This window comes from Flavonifractor sp. (assembly GCF_019422385.1).
Taxonomy (GTDB): Bacteria; Bacillota; Clostridia; order Oscillospirales; family Oscillospiraceae; genus Flavonifractor; species Flavonifractor avistercoris.
Genome location: NZ_JAHZDL010000120.1, coordinates 1 through 1,891, shown reverse-complemented (window position 1 = coordinate 1,891; position 1,891 = coordinate 1). Strand labels below are relative to the sequence as shown.

Below are 1,891 nucleotides of genomic sequence, written 5' to 3'. Positions count from 1 at the left end.
GGCAGGCCGCTTTCTTCTGTGGCCGCAGGCGGCGGGGTCTCAGGTTCTGCGGCATAGGCAGGCCAAGCGCCGCCCAGGGTCAGGAGCAGCACCAACAGCAGAGCACCCCCTCTGTTTCTTTTCTTCATTACGGTTCCCTCATTCTTCCAAACATATAGGCCCGGTATTGGGCCAGGATCTCCCGCCTGCGCCGGGGGGCGATGGGCAGGATGCTCCCGTCGTCCAGACGCAGTTCGTCCCCCGTCTGGGCGGCGATGTGGTCCATGTTCACCAACACTCCCTTGAAACACAGGAGAAACCGCCGGTCCCGCTCCAGCGGGGCGGCCGCGGCGGAAAAGCTGCGGCCCAGGGGCAGGTCTCCCCGGGTGGTGTGAAGCACCACGCTGCGCTGCTGTACCTCCAGATACCGGATCTGGCGGGTGTCCACCTCCAGCGTCCGCCCCTCCACCGTGACGGCAAGGGTGGGTACCTGGAGGGCCCGCCCCAGGCGGCAGTTGGCCATGGCCTGGGCAAAGTCCTCGTCCTTCACCGGCTTGATGAGGTAGTGGGCGCTGTTGAGGGAGAAGCCCTGGCGCATAAAGTCCTCGCTGGTGGTAAGAAAGACCAGCTTGCAGTCCATGTCCCTGGCCCGGAGGGTTTGGGCGGCCTCAATGCCGGTGATGCCGTCCATGTAAATGTCCATAAACACCAGATTGAACCGCTGGCCCTGCTCCAGAGCCGCAGAGAACGCTTCTCCGCTGGCAAAGGCGGTCAACTCGTATTCCAACCGTTCCCGGGCCATATAGTCCGCCAGCTTCTCCGCCAGCCACGCCCGGTCCCGCTCCAGATCATCCACCACGGCAATGCGGTATGGCGTCATATTGATCCCTCCCGTCCGTATAAAATCCCAGTTTCAGTATACCATAAATCCACCGGCCCGGACGTGTATTTCGCGCCAAAAAAATGCACTTCGTGCCAATGACCTTGCGCTTCCCTTGACAACCTGATACCGTATAGATGACACCAGACTGTGAAAGCCTGGTGTTTTTTATTTTCAAAATTAGTGGAAGGAGGTGCGCCCGGATGAAGCTGGCCATCTGTGCCCCGTTTATGGAGTCCGATCTGTGGCAGGAACGGCTGCGGCGGGCTGCGCCCCGGGCGGCGCTGGAGTTTGACGAGTTCTACCGCCCGGAGGAGATCCGCTCCGTCCCCGGCTTCCGGTATGATGCCGGGGTGGTGGCTATGAAGGGGGCGCGGGGGCTGGAACTGGCCACGGCCCTGCGGGAGCAGTCCGACGACCTGCCCCTGCTGTGGCTCAGCGACGACGAGAAATTCGGCCTGGCGGCCTTTGACTTAGGGGCGGCCATGCTGCTTCCTCTGAACTGTACCGATCAGGAACTGGCCGATGGCCTGCGCCGGTGCGGAGTAAAAGAACGATGGGAGGCGATGGGATGATCGCGCTGATCTGTGACAGCTGGGAAAACTTCTGGAGGGAGGTGCTGTCCCCATGGGGAGAGATAAAAACCTTTTCCGACGGGGTGACGCTGGCATACTACCTGCAGCATGGCGGTCCCTGCGACCTGGCAGTGGTGGCGGTTGACGGGGCGGACGGCATGAACTACTGCGACTACGCCCGGCATATACGCCCCGGAGTCCGGGTGCTGTGGGTGACCCAGGATGCGGATTTTGCCCCCCGCAGTCAGCGCATGGGGGCGGACGGCTTCCTGGTCAAGCCCCTGCCCCGGGGCGAGCCGGAAAATACCCTGCACCGCATCCTGGGCCCGCCCGGCAGCGCCGGGTGACCACACGCAAAACCCATTGGCAAGGGGGAACCCCCTTGCCCCCGGAGGGGACCCTCCGGGGGCTGATCCCTCTTGTGCCACATTTTTATATGGAGGCGATCTGATGAAGC

3 protein-coding genes are annotated in these 1,891 nt (G+C 62.7%); 2 read left to right on the top strand and 1 reads right to left on the bottom strand.

Features of this window, described 5'->3' with window-relative positions; all coding sequences use genetic code 11:
* Positions 1-127: 127 nt before the first annotated feature.
* Positions 128-859 (bottom strand): LytTR family DNA-binding domain-containing protein, encoded by a 732-nt coding sequence (locus QZ378_RS11950; protein ID WP_291258427.1) that lies wholly within the window; start codon positions 857-859, stop codon positions 128-130.
* A 203-nt stretch (positions 860-1,062) separates the two neighbouring features.
* Here QZ378_RS11950 and QZ378_RS11945 point away from each other — a divergent pair, with 203 nt between their 5' ends.
* The gene (locus QZ378_RS11945) at positions 1,063-1,434 is read left to right on the top strand and encodes a hypothetical protein (protein WP_291258426.1); all 372 of its coding nucleotides are present in this window, start codon (positions 1,063-1,065) and stop codon (positions 1,432-1,434) included.
* Complete coding sequence (locus QZ378_RS11940) at positions 1,431-1,781, top strand: response regulator (protein ID WP_050001745.1); 351 nt, start codon at positions 1,431-1,433, stop codon at positions 1,779-1,781. Before QZ378_RS11945 ends, QZ378_RS11940 begins: the two co-directional genes overlap by 4 nt.
* Positions 1,782-1,891 lie beyond the last annotated feature (110 nt).